We start from the raw sequence: 23,131 nt of genomic DNA on the forward strand, positions 1-23,131 counted from the left end.
AAGTCCGAAGATTATCCTTTTAAGGATTGTGTAGTTAATAATGGACCGTCTTTGGTTACAATCACTGTATGTTCAACCTGAGCGACATAACTTTTATCTTTAGTTTCAAAAGCCCATTCATTTTTACCTTCTGTCACATATGACGCATTAGAAGAAATAAAAGGTTCTACGGCTAATACCATGCCCTCTTTTAATAATGTTTTATCTTGCGGTTCATAATAATTCATAATATGCGCAGGCGCTTCATGTAATGATAAACCTACACCATGACCTGTTAGATTTTTAATCACTTTCAAATTATTTTTACGCGCTGTCGCATGTACAGCTTTACCAATCTGACTTAATTTGGATCCTGGTTTTATTTTAGTCATCGCAGCATCAAATGCCTCTTGCGCCGCTTCACAAACTTTTAGTTTCATTGGCTCCTCTGTGTCACCTACTACAAAAGAAATGCCGGTATCTGCATAATAGCCATTTTTTAATGCAGAGACATCAATATTCACTAAATCTCCTTCTTTAATCACACGCTTACCCGGTATGCCGTGAGCGACTTCTTCATTAACACTAATACATGTTTGACCCGGAAAATTTTCGTCATGAATAGGTGCGGAAAGTGCGCCTTCAGCTTCAAACATTTCTTTAGCAATGTTATCTAATTCTTTCGTTGTAATACCAGGTACTGTTGCTTCGACCATTGTATCTCTGATTTTGGCACATATTGCACCGATTTCTTTTAAAGCTTGAAGTTCTTCTTCTGTTTTTACAATCATTTGAATCCCGTTCCTTTTTAATTTCTTATTTACTTTACTATATCATTATTTTTCTAAATTGCCATTGTCTTACTATTAAATTTTAAACATCCTTCTTTAAGCCAAGCATTTATCTGATAATTCAAATTGAATTCATGTAAACTATTTTATAATACATGAGAGAGGTGATGGCTTGATCCAGTTAAAAACATTCATAAAGACGCTAAAAAGACAATTAACTGTAGTTTATTTGTGTTATAAAGATGAGGAAACACCACTCTTAGCTAAAATGATCGCTTTATTAACTATAGCCTATGCATTAAGTCCTATTGATTTAATACCGGATTTTATTCCAATACTTGGCTATTTAGATGATGTGTTAATCGTTCCATTTGGAATTTGGCTTTCTTTAATGTTCATTCCTAATGACATTATAAAACGGCATCAAGTTGAAGCGACATATCTAACTCAGCAACAGTTACGCAAAAACTGGTTAATGGGCATCATAATCATATGTTTATGGAGCATAATTGTGATCACAATAGTACATTGGTATTTACACTTATAAGGAAGGCGTTTTTAATTCTCATAAGATATCACGCTTTTAGAATAAAAGACATAATTCCCCGTTTCGCTTTGTGAAAAATTTGTTATACTAAATTTAACATATATACAGGAGCATATAAGATGAACGGGAACGGTACACGCATAAAAAGCGTCATCGGCGCTAGAACCATTAAAACAGGACTTGCTACATTTTTAACTGCTTTGTTTTGTTTATGGCTGAATCTAAATCCTATATTCGCTATATTATCTGCTGTCGTTACTATTGAGCCGACTGTAAAAGCATCCATCACAAAAGGATACAAACGGCTACCCGCTACGGTTATGGGGGCTTTTATTGCTGTAGTTTGTACCTATATTTTTGGCGATGACTCTGCACTAGCGTATGGGATCACCGCAACATTAACCATACTTTTTTGTATTCAATTTAATTTACATGTTGGGATTACTGTCGCAACTTTAACTGCGCTTGCGATGATTCCAGATATTCATGAAGATTATGTGTTTAACTTTGTCTCACGCCTCATTACTGCATTTATTGGATTAGGTACCGCAGGATTAGTGAATTTCATTGTATTACCACCAAAATATTACACACAAATCGATGCATTGATTGATCAAACAGAATCTCAAATTTATGCACTATTTACCCAACGGATGAAAGAATTACTTATTGGACAGTATCATTCTGATAAAAGTGATAAAGCTGTTGAAAAATTACATATTAACAATGCACGTGTTGAAGAATTGTTAGGCTTTCAACGCGATGAATTAAAATATCACAAATCTAATAATCGTTCCGATGAATGGCTCAGAATTAGAAAACTTACGAACCGTGCACATGAAAACCGCCTTTTAATTACACATCTATCAAATATTATTTATCTACCTGAAGATGATCTTATTTTATTTAACGATGCTGAAAAGAAAGCAATTATTGCAATCACAAATAAAATTAGTCAAATTAGCATTAAAGGAACATTCGAACCTGAACGTAAAGCAGCGACCACTCTTAAAAATTCTGTCAAAGGGTTAAACGAATTCGATATCAATCAAGTGAAAAGTCACACAATCTATGAAATCTTATTAATTTATCGTATTTTATTGTTACGTTTTAAAAAGTTAAATTTAAACAACCCTCAAAATTCACTTTGACTGAATTTTGAGGGTTGTTTTTACATAGAGATATTAAACATCTTGGATAGCTCTATCTCATACATGCGTGTGAATAACAACATATATCGAATAATAAGATTTAAGTCTTTTGTTGATTTTTTCGCGCACGATCAATCAACACTTGTTTAGCTTGTTCTTCTGCTGTGTTATCAATGTGTTTAGGTTCAAAAGGGATCCCTTTTCGTTTCGCAGCAGCTTCTAATAAATAATCGGTCATCTCAGGATTTTTAGGCAATACAGGTCCATGTAAATAGGTACCTAATAAATTTTTATAATGAATCCCCTCTTTTTGGTCCGTAGCATTGTTACCATAACCATAAGTGACATGCCCTAACGTATCAAATTTGTGATACGTACGACCACCATGATTTTCAAAACCTACAATCGTACCGAATGTGTCACTTTCAATAACAACATCACCGGTCAAACGCTCGATTTGAGATTCCGTATAAAAGTCAAGAATATTTAATCCTTCTAAAATTTCCCCGTCTGGCGTAATATATTTTTCACCTAAAAATTGATAGCCTCCACAAATTGTTAAACCTGGCAATCCATCTTCAATAGCGTTTTTCAATTGCGTTTTAATTTTGGCTAATTCTTTCGTTGCTAAAGATTGCTCACGATCACTGCCGCCTCCTATAAAGAATATATCAGCTTTAGAAAGATCAATATTATCAGTTTCATTAATATCTACAACATTCAACTTAATATTGCGCTGTTTCGCCCTGTATTTCAGAGCCATAATATTCCCTATATCACTATATAAATTGAGTTTATCTGGCATAAAATGAAAAACCGTTAATTCATGCATTTATTTCGCCTCCTTGAAAGAACGTACGAGTTGATCTAACATCGGTGTGAGAGACGTATAGTTAGGAATTGCTACAGTAAAGCCTTCGAAATCCATAGAGCGTGCAGTTGCTTTATAAATATCTTTTTCTAAAATAATAGGCACGTCAATTTCAGCCAGTTTCAAACGTAGTTGCAATTCTTCGGCTCTTGACCCTGTCACAATGATCGTTTCAATATCTTGAGTGGCTAATTTTTCAAAATCCGCATCATAAATCCATGACGTATCACGTCCATCAGCAGCAAAATCATTCAGACTCATCACATAAACTTTACGTTCTTGTAACTTTTCACCCATCGAAATTGAAGCATTCATACCAGCAGGGTTTTTAGCTAAATTGATTAACGCTTTTTTGGATCCTCGTTCAAAATATTGCATGCGTCCGTTATCAGATGTATAGGATTCAAATCCTTTACGGATAGAGGCATCATTTAAACCTAATTCTCTTAAAACCGCATAAGCCCCAAGTGCATTATAAGCATTAAAATCACCAGCAATTTTCATGTTGAAAGTTTCATTATTAATATGCATTGTCAAAAATGGATTGATTTCAAAATGCGACACTTCATATTTAGGCGCCACGCGGTTAAAACCACATTGACACGTATAATGCCCTAGTTGGTTGTAATGAATATATTCATAATTTAACTTTTTACCACAGTTCGGACAATAACGACTTTCATTCATCGTAGATTGTTCGAACGGGTAAGCCTCTTTTGCCATACCATAATACGTTACATCATTACTTGCTTTTTTTAAGCGACTCACAAATGGATCATCTGTATTTAAAATTAAAGCAATACCTTTATTTTCAATGGCAGAGATAATATTATTTACCATAATATCTATTTCTCCAAAACGGTCCATCTGATCGCGAAAGAAGTTCGTAAATACCATCTTCGTTGGCGTCATTTCTTTCAGTACACGTGGAATAGAGCCTTCATCTATTTCAATGATAGCCATTTTAGTATTAGCTTTTGATTGTACGATAAACGCAGAAGTAATGCCTGCTGCCATATTGGCACCTTCATTATTATGAATGATTGGAATTTGATTCACTTTAAGTGTATGTCCAATCAAGTTAGATGTCGTCGTTTTACCATTGGTACCACTTACAAAAACTACTTCATCCACTTTTCCAGCTAATTTTCGTAATATATTTTGGTCTATTTTTCGGGCAACTTGACCTGGTAAGTCTGTCCCTTTTTTACCAATCGCACGACTCGCTTTACGTGCTAACTTGGCCATTTGAATCGCAGTCCATTGTCTCATACCAATTCTCCTTCAATTTTCACTTAGCATATTATACCATGCTCACCATTAATTCAAAATCAAAAGCATAATCCAGATATTATTCTTTGCATATTTAATGCCATTGGGTACAATGGACTTGAAGGATGACATCTTTGGAGGGATATTATGCTAGATAAACAATTATTAGAAGCTTTGAATGACCAGATGAACCACGAATATTTTGCCGCTCATGCCTATATGGCTATGGCTGCGTATTGTGACCATAATGCATACGAAGGGTTTGCAAATTTCTTTATTCAACAAGCTAAAGAAGAACGTTTTCATGGTAAGAAAATTTATGATTATATTAACGACCGTGGTGAACAAGCTATCTTTTCATCTTTAGATGCACCTAAAGTCGAATTTAATTCTATTTTAGAAACATTTGAAGACGGCTTAAAACAAGAACAAAATGTAACACGTCGTTTTTATAATCTATCTGAAATCGCAAACGAGAAAAAAGATTATGCTACGATTTCATTCTTAAACTGGTTCTTAGATGAGCAAGTTGAAGAAGAATCAATGTTTGAAAGACATATTGATTACTTAAAACGTATCGGTGATGATTGTAATACGTTATACCTTTACGAAAAAGAACTTGCAAGCCGTTCTTTTAATGAAACAGAATAGCATTCAGTAAAGTGAGCGCCTCGAAATCTCTCGATGGCGCTTTTTTTATTGTTATGATAAGATATGCTTATTTCACACATTGAAACGAGGTGGCGATGATGATACAAGATAGTTTTGTGGCTTTAGACTTTGAAACAGCAAATTATAAACGAACAAGCGTGTGCTCAGTCGGAATGGTTAAAGTCGTTAATCATGAACTTACAGAGACGTTTTATACACTAGTCAATCCGAATGATTATTTCTCACCTAAAAATATTGACGTTCATGGTATTCAACCTGAAGACGTTTTATCTACGCCAGACTTTAAATACGTTTATCCTTATATGTTGCAATTTATAGATCAATTACCTGTAGTCGCCCACAATGCTGCATTTGATATGTCCGTATTGCATGCGAGTTTAAAGGCGCATCAGTTCGAAACACCTGATTTAACTTATTTTTGTTCGTGTCAACTTTCAAGAAAAACAGTTCCATCAAAACGGAATGGATTAAAACATATGATGGACTATTTTCAATTAGATTTTCATGGTCATCATGATGCACTAAATGATGCCAAAGCGTGTGCAATGATAACGTATCGGTTACTACAACATTATCCAAGTTTGGAAAATGTGTTGCGTATTTACGGTAAAAATTTAATGGATAAGGATGTTTTATAAAAAGTCATAAATGGTCATATTTCGATAAAAAGCATCCTCTAAACCACCAACAGTCACGCCAATTAATCGAATGGATATTTCAGGCGCTTTCAATTCATAATATAAATCGTATGCAATTTGGTAAATGGTTTCTGCATCACTAAGTGGTGTTGATAAGCTTCTTTGTTTTGATGCATTTTTAAAATCATTTGTTTTTATTTTAACCGTCACAGTACGTCCAGCTTGCTTAAGGTGACTCAGTCGACTTTCAATGATACGGCTTAATTCTTCAACTTTACGTAAAATTTGGTCGTCGTCATTCGTATCTATAGAAAATGTACGTTCAGCACCTACACTTTTTCGAATTCGTTCGGATTTTACAACGCGATGATCGATACCTCTTGCCCGTTCGTATAAATGATGCCCTCTTTTACCAAACAAATAAATCAATTCTCGTTCACTTTTACGATACAAATCTTTTCCTGTAAAAATGCCGTGTGCATGCATCTTTTCTTTTGAAGCCCGTCCTACACCTGGAAAATCTCCAATATCTAAAGCCATTAGAATGTCATGCACATTATCATAGGTAATGACAGTGAGACCGTTAGGCTTATTCATACCACTCGCTAACTTCGCTAGAAATTTGTTGTATGAGACACCTGCACTCGCAGTTAATTGAGTTTGTTCATAAATATCACGCCGAATAAATTGAGCGATTTGAGAAGCGGAAAGATCTGGTCGTACAAGCTCAGTTATATCTAAATATGCTTCATCTAAAGATAATGGCTCAACGAATTCAGTATAACTTTTAAATATTGACATAATCTCTTTCGAAACTGCTTTATACATTTCAAAACGCGGTGTAATAAAATAACCATCAGGACAAAGTTGATGCGCACGTGCCATGGGCATTGCTGAGTGCACTCCAAATTTCCTCGCTTCATAAGATGCTGTTGCAACTACACCTCTCCCACTTGCCTTACCTCCGACAATAACAGGCTTACCTCTAAGGTGCGGTTGGTCTCGAACTTCAACTTGCGCGAAAAAGAAATCCATATCAATGTGAATGATTCTTCTCTCGACCATCGTTCCACCTCCAATCGTATTTTATTAAATATCACTACTCATATCATTAACGATTACTTTGATCTCATTCTTAATAAAGAGAAAGGCCAAGACACGTGTGTCCTAGCCTAAAGTCAACGTATTACATCCATTACAATTGATAGTGAGCCGTAGCAATTTTAATCCTTGTTTTTCGATTCATCACAACAAATGACCAATCCTTCTTCTGTCAGTTCAATCGACTGTGCTTGTTTGTTACTAAATACGAGCATAACAAGATAAACAGATAAAAAGGTATATCCCATGTAAAATGAAAAAATAAATATAATATACGTATTAGGCAAATTAATAAATGCAAGTAACAGCATCATACTTACAAGCATACTTGGTAATAACATAATTGTACTAAATGACTTACGATTCATCTTTACATCTGGTAAATAACTTAATATAAAAGATGGTGTAAGCTTGTACTTAGGCCTTGCTTTCGTATATAACATTCGTAATAACACGTAACGAATAAGCTCTTGAATCACAACAAGAACTAATAATCCTAGTATGCCAATAATGAGATTTGCGATAATGTTTTTTTCCTCTAAACCAGTTAACGCCATCGACCACTTATAACTTAAGACGATAAATACCAATGCTACGATAAATTGTGTCAGTATCAATCGCTTACGCACTTTAGAATCTTCAAATAAATTAATCGTATACATCGTAACACCCTCTTACTGTTAGGCTTACATATAGTATACCCGAATCATGAAAGATATTGTAGAACTCTATTTTAAAGATTATCAACCTACTTTAAAAAAGTAATGACTTCTTTAGGTTGTGATGTTTCAACTTTACCATTACGTGCAAAATCACCCCATAATTTTTTCATGATTTGGCCCGCTTTTTCTATTCTCTCTTTAGGTAATAAAGCAAAAAGTGGCGATTTCATATAAGGTTCAGAATCAAATAACAATGCAAGCTCAGAACTATGGCCAGCTGCAAAGAAATGTTCATGCTTTAACCAATTAAATTGATAATAATATGCACGTCCTTGTTGATTAAGAAAATGACGATAAAACGCATAAGAAGGGCGCGCATAAATCATTTTTGTTAAAAGTTTTACAAATGAAGCTACTCCCCACTTTATTATAGGTATTTCGCTCAATTTTCGTTGAAATGCATTAATGTAAATGAAGACATTGACTTCCCTTGAGGTATGACCGATGAGTAAGTCTATGTGTTTCGCACGTCGTTCAATGATTCGCTGAACATCTGCCTCTTTCGGTAAAGGATATACACCGTAGTGTGGACCAAAGGGCATCAACTTAGTTAAGCCTTTACCGTGATTATGTTTTGTTAAAAACGATTGCATCGATTTAAATTCATCTAAATCTGCATCGTATGCTAACGATTTTAAAGCTGTTAACATTTTTGTCGTCATGTGCTGGCGCCCTTTCATTAATCCGATTGGGGCACTTTGTATAATTGCTCTTTGAAATAAATTCTCTGTTCCATCGGCAACCAGTAATGCTCTAACTGATTCTCCGCCTGCAGATTGTCCAAAGATAGTAATATTGTTTGGATCTCCACCAAAATCTTCAATATGTGCTTTTACCCATTTTAATCCTTCAATTTGATCTAAAAGTCCTAAATTGGCTAATTCTCCGTGTTGATTATACATAAAGCCTAAGACACCTAGACGATAACTTAAATTGACTACGATGACTTCTTCTTGTTTGACGAGTGGTGTTGGATCATATTCAGGATTTTCACCGCTACCATTTACAAAGGAACCTCCGTGTATCCAAACCATGACAGGAAGTAAGTTTTCTTGATGCACTTTAGGACGTGTAATCGATAGATATTGAGGAAATTCAGTTTGTGGGAGGTTTTCATAATCAGTCCCTAAATAAAATGACTCAAAAAACGATTGTGACTGCCATGCTATTGGCGCATGCGACGTTGCCTGAATTGTACCATTTTGATACGAATATGGCTCTGGTTGGGCAAATCTATGCGCATGTGCATATCGAATACCTAAAAATTTTTGAACATCGTTTAATTCTATCCCCGTCACTTGTCCTACACGCGTTTCAAAGCGAACTTCCTTATTAGTCATACAAAAATCTCCTATTCATCACTTTTTTTGCGTTTTAAAAGTGCGACAGTTTCAACATGTGTTGTATGAGGGAACATGTCTACTGGTGTCACTTCGATTAAATCATACTTATTTAATAAAAGTTGAATATCTCTAAGTTGCGTGCTTGGATTACAAGATACATAGACGATTTTGTCAGGTTCCAACTGATTCAGTGTTTCAATAAATGTATTGTCACACCCTTTTCGAGGCGGATCTACTGTAACCACATCGGGGCGTATCCCTTGTTTTTGCCAATCTAAAATAACCTTTTCTGCCGGACCTGCTACAAAAGTCGTATTATTAAAATGATTTAATTGGGCATTGCGTTTTGCATCCTTAATCGCCTCAGGAACAACTTCAACACCATAAACGTGTTTAGCTCGGTCTGCCATTGATAATGCGATTGTGCCAATACCACAATACGCGTCTAATACCGTCTCTGCTCCAGTTAATCCTGCATAATTAACCGCAATGTTATAAAGTTTTTCAGTTTGCAATACATTAATTTGGTAAAAAGACTTGTCATTTATTTTAAAATTCAATTCCCCTAATGAATCTGAAATCGTTTCCTCACCATAAAGCGTTATGCTTTTAGCACCCATGATGACGTTAGACTTCTCTTTATTGATATTGATTTTAATGCTTTTAATTTGAGGGAAGGCTTCGACTAACGCATTGATAATGTCATGAGTGTGTGGAAGTTCGGTTCCATTAATCACAATGGTCACCATGATTTCATCGCTATGGTATCCTTTACGAATAACGACATGTCTTACTAAACCTTGATGTACTGTTTCTTGATAAGGTGCAATGTTGTATTGATTTAATAAGTCTTTCAATAAGCGCATAATGCCATTTTGAGCTTGATATTGTATCAAACACTGATCCATATTGATAATATGGTGACTGCGTTGGCGATAATAGCCTATTTCAACTTGTTGCTTCTCACCACCCACAGGAATTTGTGACTTGTTACGATAAAACCATGGATGATCCATACCTACTGTAGGATGAATCGGTACATGTGGCAATTTTCCTTTTCTATGAAACAAATTCACCACTTGATTACGTTTCATTTCTAATTGTGCCTCATAATTTAAGTGTTGAAGTTGACATCCGCCACATTTATCATAATAGTCGCAAGGTGGCACCATTCGTGCATCACTTTCCTTTTTTATTGTGATGACTTTTCCAATAGCGAAATTCTTTTTCACTTTAATGATTTTGTAATCGATACGTTCTCCAACGAGCGTTTGTGGGACAAAAATAGGATAAGCATCAATTTTAACAACACCATGCCCTTCATAAGTTAAATCGACAACTTCTCCTTCTAACATTTGATTTTTATGTACCACTGACATCATACTTTCCCCGTTTCTTAACTATAAAATTTGTTTTCAAAACTGAAGGGAGAAGATCAACAACTGTTGCTCACATATTGTCGATCCACTCCCTATTATTCAGATTGCTTAGGTTTATCTATTAGTAATTCATTTTCTTTTTTTGTTTGAGAGAATACTTCGATGTGACGCACTAAATTTAAAAAGTTTGCCGGTAATTGTCCACCATACTCACCATCTACATTCAATGCCATATCACTATATGATGAAATATTAACAGATTGCGCTTTATAATAATGCACCTTTGGATGATTAATATGTTCACCGCGTGATGCTAATGTCATAATATGTCCCATTTCAGCAAGATTACACTTTTCGACAATTAATAAAGTGAAATTCCCATCGTCTAGTTTTGCATCCGGTACGAGTTTTTCAAAACCAGCCATCGAATTGGTTAAACCTAGGAGAAATAGCATAATTTCTCCTTCAAACACATGTTCATCATGTTCGATGCGAACATCAACTGCATGCATTTGAGGCAACATTTCAAACCCTTTTACATAATATGCAAAGGAACCTATCATAGATTTGAGCTTACTTGGTGCCTCATAAGATACTTCAGTCGGTTTCCCACCACCGGCTAAATTAATAAAATAGCGACTATTCATTTTACCTATATCTACTTGAACAGTTTTACCTTGAATAATGACGTCTACAGCTTCAAAAATGTCATTTGGTAAATGGAGTGCGCGTCCAAAGTCATTAACTGTCCCCATTGGAATGAGTCCAAGTTTAGGTCGATTTGGCTTTTCAGCTATACCATTGACCACTTCGTTAAGCGTCCCATCTCCCCCAGCAACAATGAGTAAATCATAATTTCGATCAATAGCACGGGCCGCTTCTTCGGTCGCATCGCCAACTTTTTGTGTCGCATAAGCACTTGTTTCATAACCAGCTTGTTCTAATTTAATTAATACATCTGGTAATGCTTTTTTGAACAACTCCTTACCAGACGTTGGATTATAAATAATTCTCGCACGTTTTCTCATTTAGATCCCTCAATTTTTGTATACTCATCATTTATATTATAGCAACTTCACTTCTATTAAAAGTTATTTACATTACTATTTTAGTATCGCTTTCCAATTTTGTATACATCAATGTTAAACAAGTTTGAGTTCTCGACATTAACGAAAAATACCCTTCAAAAGATCCCATTTTGTATCCTTTGAAGGGTATATAAACTCTTTTTTTCATTGCATTAAGTAGCTATGCGTACATGGTTTTAATTAAAGTTTGTCTAGTTCTTCTTTTAATAACTTATTCGCAAGTTGTGGGTTCGCTTGACCTTTAGACAATTTCATAATTTGTCCAACTAAGAAGCCCATCGCTTTACCTTTACCATTTTTAAAGTCTTCAACAGATTGTGGATTTTGTTCAATGGCTTGACGAACGAATTCAAGTACTGCACCTTCATCAGAAATTTGAACAAGACCTTTATCTTTCATAATTTGTTTTGCATCTCCACCATTTTTCGCAAGTTCAGGGAAGACTTTTTTCGCAATTTTACTACTCATCGTACCATCTTCAATTAACTTAATCATACCTGCTAAGTTCTCAGGCGTTAAACCTGTATCTTGAAGCTCGATTTGATTTTTATTAAGGTACTCATTAACGCCACCCATTAACCAGTTTGATGTCATTTTAACATCGGCACCTTCACGCACTGCCGCTTCAAAGAAATCTGACATTTCTTTCGTTAACGTTAAAACATGAGCATCATATTCTGGAAGGCCGTATTCTTTAACATACTTTTCTTTACGTGCATCTGGAAGTTCAGGAATCGTTTCACGTACACGTGCTTTCCAAGCTTCATCAATGTATAAAGGTACAATATCCGGCTCTGGGAAGTATCTGTAATCATCAGATGCCTCTTTTACACGCATGAGAATTGTTTTACCAGTTGATTCATCAAAACGACGCGTTTCTTGTAAAATTTGGCCACCATTTAATAGCTCTTCAGCTTGACGTTTAACTTCATATTCAAGACCTTTTCTCACGTTGTTAAATGAGTTTAAGTTTTTAAGCTCAGCTTTCGTACCAAATTCTTTTTGACCATATGGACGTAAAGAGATATTGGCATCACAACGCAATGAACCCTCTTCCATTTTGCCATCAGATACACCTGTATATTGAATAATCGCACGTAGCTTTTCAAGGTAAGCGTACGCTTCTTCAGGAGAACGCATATCTGGTTCTGAAACGATTTCGACTAATGGTGTCCCTTGGCGGTTGAGGTCGACTAACGAATAACCATTTTTATGCGTTGATTTTCCAGCATCTTCTTCCATATGAAGACGTGTAATGCCGATGCGTTTTGTTTCGCCATTCACTTCGATATCAATATACCCATGCTCACCAATCGGTTGATCTAATTGAGAAATTTGATATGCTTTTGGATTATCTGGATAAAAATAGTTTTTACGGTCAAATTTAGATTCTGTCGCAATCTCCATATTTAACGCCATTGCTGCACGCATCGACCAGTCTACCGCGCGACGGTTTACAGTAGGTAAAACACCCGGATAACCTAAGTCAATGACGGATGTATTCGTGTTAGGCTCTGCGCCATATGCTACAGGTGCGTTAGAAAACATTTTTGAATCTGTTTTCAGTTCTACATGGACTTCAAGTCCAATTACGGTTTCAAAATGCATTTACTGCCACTCCTTATAATTTATGATAATGATCATGTAAATTAAATTGCGTTTCAAATTGATATGCCACACGGTATAAAGTTTTTTCATCGAATGGTTTACCAATTAATTGTAAGCCGATAGGTCGACCATTTTCAGCTAAACCACAAGGTATAGAAATACCTGGTAAACCTGCTAAGTTAACTGGCGTTGTAAGTAAATCATTCGCATACATAGTTAATGGATCATCAATTTCAGAACCTATATCAAAAGCAACTGTTGGCGTTGTTGGTCCAATGACTACATCATAATTATCAAAAACATTCTCAAAATCATTTTTAATTAACGTTCTCACTTTTTGCGCCTTTTTATAGTATGCATCGTAATATCCAGAGCTTAATACGTATGTTCCAAGGAAGATACGACGTTTAACTTCTTCACCAAAACCTTCGCTACGTGACATTTTATAAAGTTCCTCTAAATTAGAAGCATCTTTTGAATGATATCCGTAACGAATACCGTCAAAGCGTGCTAAGTTAGAAGAAGCCTCTGCTGACGCAATAACATAATATGAAGGGATGCCATAAGGTGTACGTGGTAATGACACTTCTTCTACTGTCGCACCTAATGATTTTAAAGTTTCTACTGCTTTAAGCACAGAAGCCTTCACTTCTTCGTCTACGCCCTCACCAATGTATTCTTTAGGCAAGGCAATTTTCATTCCAGAAATGTCTTTACCAATATCAGATGTAAAGTCATTTGATACATTTGGTGCGCTTGTAGAGTCAAGTTCATCTTCACCTACAATCGCTTCTAACACGATGGCATTGTCCTTTACATTACGTGTTAAAGGACCAATTTGGTCTAATGAAGATGCAAAAGCAACTAAACCAAAACGAGAAACACGTCCATATGTTGGTTTTAACCCAACGACACCACAATACGCAGCTGGTTGACGAATCGAACCACCTGTATCTGTTCCTAAAGTAAATGGAACTAAACCAGCAGCAACTGCAGCAGCAGAACCACCAGAAGAACCACCTGGTACAGCTTTATGATCAAATGGATTTACAGTCTTCTTGAAATAAGAAGTTTCCGTAGAACCACCCATCGCAAACTCATCTAAATTGACTTTACCGATTAACACGCCGTTTTCAGCATGTAATTTTTTCATGACAGTGGATTCATAAATCGGCACGAAGCCTTCTAACATTTTACTTGCACAAGTTGTTTCTAAGCCTTCAGTGATAATGTTATCTTTAATTCCCATAGGAATACCGAATAATTTACCTTCAATTTCACCTGCAGCTTGCTTTTGATCTAACTCTTCAGCTTTTTTAAGTGCATTTTCTTTATCTAAAGCTAAAAAAGATTTGATTTGTGGATCAGTTTCTTCAATTGCATCATATATATCTTTTACGATTTCTGAAGGCTTAATTTTATTTTCTTTAATTAATTTTTGTAAATTTTCAATTGATTCATAACGGATGCTCATAATTATGCGTCCTCCCCATTCATCACTGCAGGCACTTTAAATTGACCCGCCTCTACCTCTTTGGCATTTGCTAATGCTTTTTCTTGTGGTAATCCTTTATGCGCCACATCATCTCTTAAAACATTTTGCAAATCTAATACGTGATTCGTAGGTTTAACATTTTCTGTATCAACTGAATCAATTTGATGACAAAAATCTAACACACCTGCTAACGTCTCTTGAATTTCTTTCGATTCATTATCCGACACATTTAAACGTGCAAGGTTAGCAATGTGCTTCACTTGTTCATGTGTTATTTCGGTCATGACTTCATTAGCCTCCTTAAAAATACTCTTTTATCTTAAAATTGTACCAAATTTCAAGGTAAAAATCTAAGTATTTTCTACAACTCTCCATTGTTTCCAAGCACATTTAATTAACTTTTAAACCACTAACAAGCTAAATGACTTTCTTGTTCCCCTTTTATTGTTAAATGTTACTCAAATATAGGTTTATCATTAAATGAAATAACACAGGGTTATATTTTTGCATAAAAAGTAATAACAAATAAGGCCAATATTTCACCTCTGACCTCTTCAATAGTCTAATTTAACATTTATGTCCTATTTTTAGTTCGAATTGTTAACTTTTTGTATGAAATTACACTTTTATTCTAGCGATAATTCTGTATAATTAGTTTATGTAACAAAAAGGGGGATATATATGTTAATTTTTGGGTCAACTTTATCAAGTCAAGTCAACCCTGACTGGCAAACGTATATTATGATTGCACTCTATTTTATTATCTTGCTTGGTATTGGTTATTATGGCTATAAACAAGCTACGAGTAACTTAAGTGAATACATGTTAGGCGGTCGTAATATCGGGCCTTGGGTTACTGCACTTTCAGCTGGTGCATCTGACATGAGTGGTTGGATGATTATGGGGTTACCAGGTGAAGTGTATTCTACAGGTCTATCAGCTGCTTGGTTAGCCATCGGGTTAACGTTAGGTGCTTGGATCAACTATTTACTTGTAGCACCGCGATTACGCTTACATACTGAAATCGCTGGTGACGCTATAACACTTCCAGATTTTTTCAAAAATCGTTTAAACGATAAGTCTAATTTAATTAAAATTATTTCTGGAGGTATTATCGTAGTTTTCTTCACATTATATACACATGCAGGTTTTGTGTCGGGAGGAAAATTATTTGATAGTGCTTTTGGATTAGATTATCGTTTTGGATTATTATTAGTTGCGGTTATCGTTATTGCTTATACATTTTTTGGTGGTTACCTTGCCGTGTCGATTACAGACTTTTTCCAAGGTGTCATCATGCTCATCGCAATGATAATGGTCCCTATCGTTGTCATGCTTAAACTTAATGGATTAGATACGTTTCATTCAGTCGCAGAATTAAAACCTACCAACTTAGATTTATTTAGAGGTACGACTGTCATTGGTATCATTTCATTCTTCGCTTGGGGATTAGGGTATTTTGGACAACCACATATTTTAGTGCGTTTTATGTCTATTCGTTCAATTAAACTCTTCCCATTCACTAGAAGAATTGGTATTTCATGGATGGCTGTTGGATTAATTGGCGCAGTATTAGTAGGTCTTCTAGGTATTGCATTTATTCCTGCTCAAGGAGTAGAAATTAAGGATCCTGAAACATTATTTATTTTAATGGGACAAGTACTGTTTCATCCTTTAGTTGGTGGCTTTTTATTAGCGGCCATTTTAGCTGCCATTATGAGTACGATTTCGTCACAATTACTCGTTACATCAAGCTCACTAACAGAGGACTTTTATAAGTTAATCCGTGGTGATAAAGCAAATACAAAAAAACATGAAAAAGAATTTGTATTAGTGGGTCGTCTTTCAGTTATTTTAGTTGCCATTATCGCAATTGCGATTGCTTGGTCACCAAATGATACGATATTAAACTTAGTTGGTAATGCTTGGGCAGGATTTGGTGCTGCATTTGGACCTCTTGTTATTTTATCTTTATATTGGAAATCATTAACAAGAACTGGTGCTATTAGTGGTATGATTGCCGGTGCAGTCACTGTTATATTGTGGATAGTTTTTGCGTTACCTTTGGGTAAAACATATGAAATTTTTTCACTTTATGAAATTGTTCCTGGCTTTATTATGAGTTTACTCGTTACAATTGTAGTTTCAAAATTTACGAAAAAACCTGACGCATTCGTTATTGATGATATGAACGAAGTTAAACGTAGACTAGAATTGAATGAATAAGTTCAATCCTCTGCGTACAATCACTTAAACATAAAATAGCCTTCAAAATTCGTTTTAAAGAATTTTGAAGGCTATTTTCATTTGCATTGACTTGACGTAACTAATGCCTACACGTCAAACTATAACTATGACACATATGCCGTTTTATTGATTGTAGATGTGCACTTTAGGACTATTGTCATCTTTGGATTTTGTGATAAGTGCGCGTGGTTCATTACCATCTTTAATGTGAATTTCATACGTATCTACACTTCCGAAGTCTTTTTCAGCAAGTTGCGTCACGTACTGCGTAATACCTATTAATTCAGCTCTTCCATAATAATCGATTGGCAAATCAACAGATAAAGATTGCACTTTTTTATCTTTAAACTTTGCTTTTCCTACCGCTTGTGTAAAGTTCGTAAAGTAAGATTGAAGATTATTATTAAAATCACGGAAATTGGCATTGAGTTGCTCATTCAAATCTGCAGCTTCACCTGAAGGCATCAATACGGTTTGTTCCTTCACTTTATTCCATTCTTTTAATTCAGCACCATTCTCATCTGATGTCGCATAACTTACAAACGATCCCGGAACGATTTGATCTTTACCCGATTGCATATATATCGCAAAAGTAATTGGAACGTCTTTTAACTGATCGTTTTCACGTAGTCGAGATAACATTTCTTCAGCGATTTCTCGACCTTGTTTTTCAACTTTCTTCTTATCTAAATCAACACTAAATGTCTCACCGTATTTTTCTTTTTGATAATAATAAACTTGATTCATCGCAAGACCAATCGTAAGTCCTTTAACTTTCTTACCACTCGTGTCGCCATTGTCATAGAAATTTTGTTCTAAAATATGTGATAACACTTGTGGTGATTGTTTAGCTATTTTTTCTTCATCTTTTTCACCATGAACAGAAGGATTGAGTCCGAGATTTTCACTTGCTTGCTTCTCTTCTTTTTCCTTATCGCTCATTTTATTTAATTCATCTTTAGTCAATTTAGGCTTTAAATAAGCTTGAATTGTCTTTTTATCTAAAAACTGTCCATCTTGATATAAATAGTCATCTGTAGGATAAATTTCTTTACTGATTTCTAATAAACCTGATTCAAAATCTTCACCATTAAAATGATTAGACATTTTTTCTTGTGTTAAACCACGCGCTTGACTCTCTTTAAATGGTAAAATTGTCCGATAATTATCACCTTGAACGTTTTTATCAGTCGCAATGTGTTTAACATTATTTTCTTTTTTAGAAGATGAATCATTTGAAGATTGGTTTTCAGATTGATTTGGACCACACGCGACTAATACCAATGATAAACCAACGATGATAAAAGACCTTTTTTTCATAGGCACAATCTCCCTTTTTAATTGATTTCATTTTGCTTATCAATAAAGTCTTGTTCATTCCAAATTGGTGTCCCTAATGTCTCTGCTTTCGTTAACTTAGAGCCAGCATCTTTACCTGCAATAACAAGGTCTGTTGATTTTGTTACACTACTTGTCACTTTGGCACCATGATTTTTCAACCATTGTGATGCCTCAGTTCTTGTCATTTGCTCTAATTTACCAGTCAATACAACAGTTTTATTTTTAAAATCAGGATGGCCATCAATTTGTGATGATTTTTGACCAGTGTAAGTCATGTTTACATGTTGTTGTGACATTTTTTGAATTAACTTTTGAATATCCTCATTGCTCATATAAGTTACAAAGGATTGTGCTAACTTTTCACCTACGTCATATATTTCCACAAGTTCCGCTTCTGTGACTTGCATTAAACGTTCCATCGTATCATACTTTTCTGCAAGCACTTGACTGGCTTTGACACCTAAGTGACGAATACCTAGGCCAAATAATAGATGTTCTAATGATTGTGATTTAGATTTTTCAATCGCCTTAATAAGGTTATCTGCTTTCTTTTCACCCATACGTTCAAGAGGTAATAGATCGTTCTTTTCAAGATAAAATATATCTGCCACGTCTTTGATTAAATGATGATGATAAAGTTGTTCTATGATTTTAGTGCCTAAACCATCAATATTCATCGCTTGTCTCGATACAAAATGTTTTAATCCTTCTATCAGTTGCGCTTGGCATTTTGGGTTGATACACCTTAATGCAACTTCACCTTCAATGCGTACAAGTTCATGACCACAACTCGGGCAATGTGTTGGCATGCGATAAGGCTGAGCGTCATCTGACCGACGATCTAAAATGACTTTAACCACTTCAGGTATGATATCACCGGCTTTTTTCACAACAACATGATCACCTATTCGTATATCTCTTTCATGAATTAGGTCTTCATTATGTAATGAGGCTCTAGAAACAGTCGTCCCTGCTACATGAACTGGAGTTAAAATTGCAGTAGGTGTCACCACACCAGTACGACCAATACTTAACTCAATGTCTTCTAAAGTAGTGACAACTTCTTCAGCAGGAAACTTATATGCAATGGCCCATCTCGGTGATTTTTGGGTAAAACCCATCTCCTCTTGATGCTCAATGGCGTTCACTTTGATAACAATACCATCGATATCATAACTTAATGTATCACGTTCTGAGGTCCACTTGTCAATATACGCCAGTACATCGTCTATGGTTTTGACATTCATCCGTTCAGGATTTGTTTTGAATCCTAGTTGATCCAATTCAGCTAATGCTTCACTTTGTGATGTGGCATCTAACTCTGTGAAATCATTTATACTGTATAGAAAAATATCAAGTTTACGTGCTGCGGCTAATTTTGAATCTAGTTGACGTAGCGAACCCGCAGCCGCATTGCGGGGGTTAGCAAACGGTTGTTCACCCTTTTTCTCTTTTTCATCGTTAAGCCTCAAAAACGATTGACGAGGCATATAAGCCTCTCCACGTACTTCAAAAGAAATCGGTTCTTTTAATGTGAGTGGGATTGCGTGAATCGTTTTTAAATTTTCTGTTATATCTTCACCTGTCGTTCCATCTCCACGCGTTAATCCTTGGACAAAACGACCGTCAACATATTTCAATGACACAGCTAAACCGTCTATTTTCAATTCACACATGTATTCGACTTCCCCTACAGCATCTCTTACACGTTGATCAAAACGACGTAAATCTGTCTCATTAAATGCATTAGATAAACTTAGCATCGGCGTGTCATGTCGAACTTTTTCAAACGTCGATTGTGCTTCTCCACCCACACGTACCGTTGGTGAATCTGCAGCTTTAAGTTCAGGGTGTTGTGATTCAATTTCTATTAATTCATGCAACAATTTATCATATTCACTGTCTGGAACACTTGGGTTATCTAATACGTGATATTCATAATTGTATTGATGTAACCGTTCATGCAATACACGCACGCGCGCCTTCAAATCCATAAATCTTAGTCCTCCTTTTTCTCAATTGGAGCAAATTGTGCTAATAAACGTTTAGGCCCTTGCGATTTAAAGATAATATCTAACTCAACCGAACCATTTTTAACGTTCACATTAGACACCATACCCTCTCCCCAACTTTTATGCGTCACTTTATCTCCAACGTTCCAATCAGATGTCGTTGATGCCTGCTTATTCACTACTGTTCGTTGGCTAAATCCTCTCTTAGGTGACGTCCGTTTTTGTGCTACATGAGAAGATTGTTTACGTTCTGGTATCGCTAATAAATCATCTGGTATCTCATTTAGGAAACGTGAACGTGGATTTGATTGAGAACGTCCGAACAATGTACGTGATGTCGCATGCGTCAGATACAATTCTTCTTCCGCACGTGTAATGGCTACATAACTAATACGGCGCTCTTCCTCCATTTCATGATCATCATCGCTTTTAATTGCACGGACATGTGGGAAAATGCTTTCCTCCATCCCTATGATAAACACTACAGGATACTCTAAACCTTTCGCAGAGTGCATAGTCATTAATGTCACACCGTCTTCTAAATTGGCTTCATCAACATCAGCTACAAGAGATAAATCTGTTAAGAAGTTAATCAAAGATTGTTCTTCTAAAGGCGTATTTTTTTCATAATCTTTCGGAACAGACATAAATTCGTCTATATTTTCTAAACGGCTGCGTGCTTCTAACGTTTGTTCGCGTTCTAACATCTCACGATAACCTGACTTAATGAGCGCTTCCTCTACGATGTCACTTATTTCTAAAAACTCTTGTTCTCGCATGAGATGATTGATCAATTGATAAAATTCAGATGCAGCTTGTGTTACTTTTTTAGATAATCCTATAAAGTCAACTTCAGCTAAAGCTTCAAACATACTAATATTGTTCGATGAGGCATACGCTGCGATTTTGTCCACAGATGATGGCCCTATTCCTCTTTTAGGAACATTGATAACACGGCGTAAACTGATATCATCTGCACTATTCGCAATTAAACGCAAATAGCTTAATACATCCTTAATCTCTTTGCGATCATAGAATTTCTGTCCTCCAACCATGACATAAGGTAGATTAGATTTTAAAAACGTTTCTTCAAGAACACGAGATTGCGCATTTGTGCGATAGAGCACTGCAATATCTTTTAATTGTCGTCCTTTTTTCTGTTGTTTGAAGATTTCACGCACCACATATTCGGACTCATCACGTTCGCTAAATGCTTCATAATAGTTTATTTTTTCACCGTTCGCATTCGCTGTCCATAAGCCTTTTGGTTTACGCTCTGTATTGTTTCTAATAACCTCATTCGCAGCATTTAAAATGGTTTTCGTTGAACGATAATTTTGTTCTAGAAATATCGTTTTCGCTTTTGGATAATCTTCCTCAAACGATAGAATATTTTGAATATCTGCACCACGCCAACCATAAATGGATTGGTCTGAATCCCCTACAACACATAAGTTTTTAAACTTTTGTGCCATTAAATTAACAAGCGTGTACTGTGCCTTATTCGTATCTTGATACTCATCAACATGTATGTATTGAAATTTGTTTTGATAGTAATCTAATACTTCTGGTACGCGCTCAAATAATTTAATTGTCGTCATAATTAAATCGTCAAAGTCTAAAGCTTGGTTTCGAATCAGCTGTTTTTGATACCCTTCGTATACTTTAGCAACCATTTGTGTATAAAAATCGTTCGCCGATTCTAATGCATCTTGAGGTGTTTTCAATTCATTTTTCAAATTGCTAATGGCCCCAATAAACATGCGTGGTTCATAGCGTTTAGGGTCTATATTTTCACGTTTCAACACATCTTTAATCACTGATTTTTGGTCTGTCGGATCAATAATTGTGAAATTGCGCTCTATACCTATCCGATCTGCGTCACGACGTAAAATGCGTACACACATTGAGTGAAACGTAGACATCCAAATGACTTCAGCTTCTTCACCTACTAATTTTTGAACACGCTCTTTCATTTCTTTTGCTGCTTTATTCGTAAATGTAATCGCTAAAATGTTATAAGGAGATATGCCTTTTTCATCAAGTAAGTACGCAATGCGATGTGTCAAAACGCGCGTTTTACCAGATCCAGCACCTGCCATAATTAAAAGCGGCCCTTCCGTTGTGCGTACCGCTTCACTTTGTTCAGTATTCATATGTTTTACAAGTGGATTCATTATGTTCTCTCCTTTATTTTAGTCGTTTGTATCGCTTTCTTGATATTCTCATATACTAAATTCCCAACAATTATGGTATCGGCAATGGACGCAAATGATTGTGCACTTTCATAACTATCAATGCCCCCACCATAGAATAATTGAGTGGTATTTAAGTGTGGTTTTGCAGCTTGAATATCTTCTAAGCTTCCTTTAGTGCCACTATATTCTAAATATAATATCGGTAATCGGTACATGTCATTTGCCATTTGTGCATAAGCTTCAATATCCTCAGTGACTAATGTAGTATTCGCTTTCGTATGTCGCGCTACTTTACTTTCAGCATTCAGTACGACATATCCCTCGAAAATAATATCTTCAAAATGAATCATATGCCCATACATTTTGATGGCTTCTAACAACAATCCATTATGATAAGTCACATCAGTACTATTCATAACTGTTGGGACAAAATAGAAATCAAATCCAGGTACAACACTTTCAATGTTTGAGATTTCCAAAGCTAATGGTAGCGGATAACGTCGCACACGACTCATTAAATGTAATACGTTATCTTCTGTAACATTATCAGTGCCGCCAATCATGATGGCATCAGTTTGAGACATACATACTTTTTCAAGATCCGCATCAGAAATGGGTTTTGCTGGATCTAATTTAAAGATATGGTGCCATTGTTTTATATCATACATAACCGAAT

The 23,131-nt window shown here is 35.6% G+C and carries 20 protein-coding genes; 5 read left to right on the top strand and 15 right to left on the bottom strand.

All coding sequences use genetic code 11. From position 1 onward, the window contains the following. Positions 1-11: 11 nt before the first annotated feature. On the bottom strand, positions 12-770 hold the full coding sequence (gene map / locus CD172_RS00220; RefSeq protein WP_103345099.1) for a type I methionyl aminopeptidase: 759 nt from the start codon (positions 768-770) through the stop codon (positions 12-14). Between the two features lie 172 nt (positions 771-942). Between map and CD172_RS00225 the strand changes: the two genes are divergently transcribed. Next, positions 943-1,317, top strand: coding sequence for a YkvA family protein (locus CD172_RS00225; RefSeq protein ID WP_209050339.1), 375 nt, complete (start codon positions 943-945; stop codon positions 1,315-1,317). Between the two features lie 119 nt (positions 1,318-1,436). After that, complete coding sequence (locus tag CD172_RS00230) at positions 1,437-2,468, top strand: FUSC family protein (protein WP_103345101.1); 1,032 nt, start codon at positions 1,437-1,439, stop codon at positions 2,466-2,468. Between the two features lie 100 nt (positions 2,469-2,568). Here the strand turns inward: CD172_RS00230 and gatD are convergent, their stop codons facing one another. After that, positions 2,569-3,300, bottom strand: coding sequence for a lipid II isoglutaminyl synthase subunit GatD (gene gatD / locus CD172_RS00235; RefSeq protein ID WP_103345102.1), 732 nt, complete (start codon positions 3,298-3,300; stop codon positions 2,569-2,571). After that, the gene (murT, locus tag CD172_RS00240; RefSeq protein ID WP_060551434.1) at positions 3,301-4,611 is read right to left on the bottom strand and encodes a lipid II isoglutaminyl synthase subunit MurT; all 1,311 of its coding nucleotides are present in this window, start codon (positions 4,609-4,611) and stop codon (positions 3,301-3,303) included. Between the two features lie 147 nt (positions 4,612-4,758). Between murT and ftnA the strand changes: the two genes are divergently transcribed. Both ftnA and CD172_RS00250 read left to right on the top strand, forming a co-directional pair. Then, positions 4,759-5,262, top strand: a complete 504-nt coding sequence (ftnA, locus tag CD172_RS00245) for an H-type ferritin FtnA (protein ID WP_037566941.1) — start codon at positions 4,759-4,761, stop codon at positions 5,260-5,262. A gap of 98 nt (positions 5,263-5,360) precedes the next feature. After that, complete coding sequence (locus CD172_RS00250) at positions 5,361-5,921, top strand: 3'-5' exonuclease (RefSeq protein WP_103345103.1); 561 nt, start codon at positions 5,361-5,363, stop codon at positions 5,919-5,921. On the opposite strand, the gene dinB is transcribed toward CD172_RS00250, so the two are convergent. From dinB to gatC, 8 genes are all read right to left on the bottom strand, one after another. Next, entirely contained in the window at positions 5,916-6,986 is a 1,071-nt protein-coding gene (gene dinB / locus CD172_RS00255) for a DNA polymerase IV (RefSeq protein ID WP_103345104.1), read from the bottom strand. The two genes, CD172_RS00250 and dinB, sit on opposite strands and share 6 nt — an antisense overlap. Before the next feature lie 158 nt (positions 6,987-7,144). Further along, complete coding sequence (locus CD172_RS00260) at positions 7,145-7,684, bottom strand: metalloprotease family protein (protein WP_060551437.1); 540 nt, start codon at positions 7,682-7,684, stop codon at positions 7,145-7,147. An 86-nt stretch (positions 7,685-7,770) separates the two neighbouring features. Further along, positions 7,771-9,084: a carboxylesterase family protein gene (locus tag CD172_RS00265; protein ID WP_103345105.1), complete on the bottom strand. Its 1,314-nt coding sequence runs from the start codon at positions 9,082-9,084 to the stop codon at positions 7,771-7,773. A gap of 11 nt (positions 9,085-9,095) precedes the next feature. Continuing rightward, entirely contained in the window at positions 9,096-10,466 is a 1,371-nt protein-coding gene (rlmD, locus tag CD172_RS00270; protein ID WP_103345106.1) for a 23S rRNA (uracil(1939)-C(5))-methyltransferase RlmD, read from the bottom strand. 95 nt (positions 10,467-10,561) lie between these two features. Next, on the bottom strand, positions 10,562-11,494 hold the full coding sequence (locus CD172_RS00275) for a diacylglycerol kinase (RefSeq protein WP_103345107.1): 933 nt from the start codon (positions 11,492-11,494) through the stop codon (positions 10,562-10,564). A gap of 240 nt (positions 11,495-11,734) precedes the next feature. After that, positions 11,735-13,162, bottom strand: a complete 1,428-nt coding sequence (gatB, locus tag CD172_RS00280; RefSeq protein ID WP_039644777.1) for an Asp-tRNA(Asn)/Glu-tRNA(Gln) amidotransferase subunit GatB — start codon at positions 13,160-13,162, stop codon at positions 11,735-11,737. A 13-nt stretch (positions 13,163-13,175) separates the two neighbouring features. Continuing rightward, positions 13,176-14,636 carry an Asp-tRNA(Asn)/Glu-tRNA(Gln) amidotransferase subunit GatA gene (gene gatA, locus CD172_RS00285; RefSeq protein ID WP_060551441.1) on the bottom strand — a complete coding sequence of 487 codons (1,461 nt, stop codon included), beginning with the start codon at positions 14,634-14,636 and terminating at the stop codon, positions 13,176-13,178. 2 nt (positions 14,637-14,638) lie between these two features. Further along, complete coding sequence (gene gatC, locus CD172_RS00290; protein WP_103345108.1) at positions 14,639-14,941, bottom strand: Asp-tRNA(Asn)/Glu-tRNA(Gln) amidotransferase subunit GatC; 303 nt, start codon at positions 14,939-14,941, stop codon at positions 14,639-14,641. A 397-nt stretch (positions 14,942-15,338) separates the two neighbouring features. Here gatC and putP point away from each other — a divergent pair, with 397 nt between their 5' ends. Then, on the top strand, positions 15,339-16,883 hold the full coding sequence (gene putP, locus CD172_RS00295; RefSeq protein ID WP_103345109.1) for a sodium/proline symporter PutP: 1,545 nt from the start codon (positions 15,339-15,341) through the stop codon (positions 16,881-16,883). Positions 16,884-17,027: 144 nt separating this feature from the next. Here putP and CD172_RS00300 read toward each other — a convergent pair whose 3' ends face one another. The 4 genes from CD172_RS00300 to pcrB are packed head-to-tail and all read right to left on the bottom strand — an operon-like array spanning position 17,028 to position 23,123. Then, positions 17,028-18,224: a CamS family sex pheromone protein gene (locus CD172_RS00300; RefSeq protein ID WP_060551443.1), complete on the bottom strand. Its 1,197-nt coding sequence runs from the start codon at positions 18,222-18,224 to the stop codon at positions 17,028-17,030. 17 nt (positions 18,225-18,241) lie between these two features. Beyond that, the gene (gene ligA / locus CD172_RS00305; protein WP_103345110.1) at positions 18,242-20,239 is read right to left on the bottom strand and encodes an NAD-dependent DNA ligase LigA; all 1,998 of its coding nucleotides are present in this window, start codon (positions 20,237-20,239) and stop codon (positions 18,242-18,244) included. A gap of 5 nt (positions 20,240-20,244) precedes the next feature. Further along, positions 20,245-22,434, bottom strand: coding sequence for a DNA helicase PcrA (pcrA, locus tag CD172_RS00310; protein ID WP_103345111.1), 2,190 nt, complete (start codon positions 22,432-22,434; stop codon positions 20,245-20,247). Beyond that, positions 22,434-23,123 (bottom strand): heptaprenylglyceryl phosphate synthase, encoded by a 690-nt coding sequence (pcrB, locus tag CD172_RS00315; protein ID WP_103345112.1) that lies wholly within the window; start codon positions 23,121-23,123, stop codon positions 22,434-22,436. The genes pcrA and pcrB overlap by 1 nt, the downstream gene beginning before the upstream one ends. Positions 23,124-23,131 lie beyond the last annotated feature (8 nt).

This window comes from Staphylococcus agnetis (genome assembly GCF_002901865.1).
GTDB lineage: Bacteria > Bacillota > Bacilli > Staphylococcales > Staphylococcaceae > Staphylococcus > Staphylococcus agnetis.